Source organism: Flavobacterium xizangense, from assembly GCF_054075145.1.
The window spans coordinates 1-229 of record NZ_JBSIPG010000363.1 but is presented as its reverse complement, the minus strand read 5'-3'; the positions used below and the strand labels follow the sequence as shown (position 1 = coordinate 229).

The 229-nt window shown below is 27.9% G+C and carries 1 protein-coding gene; it reads left to right on the top strand.

Annotated elements, in window-relative coordinates:
* The coding region (locus ACWA1B_RS23780) for a helix-turn-helix domain-containing protein (protein WP_456911168.1) at nucleotides 1-229 on the top strand (229 nt) is incomplete at both ends.

Genomic DNA, 229 nt, shown 5'->3' with positions numbered 1-229 from the left:
AAAAAACAAAATCAAAAATATTAGAGAGTTAAAAAATTATACTCAAGAGTATATGGCAGAAAGATTAGGTGTGACTCAAGCAGGTTACAGTAAAATTGAGAAAGGAAAAACTTCTTTGAGTTATGAAAAATTGGTCGAAATAGGACGGATTTTAGATGTCAGTGTAGAGGATATAATTAGTTTTGATTACGATAAATACTTTAATAACTACAACAAAATTACAGGAAAC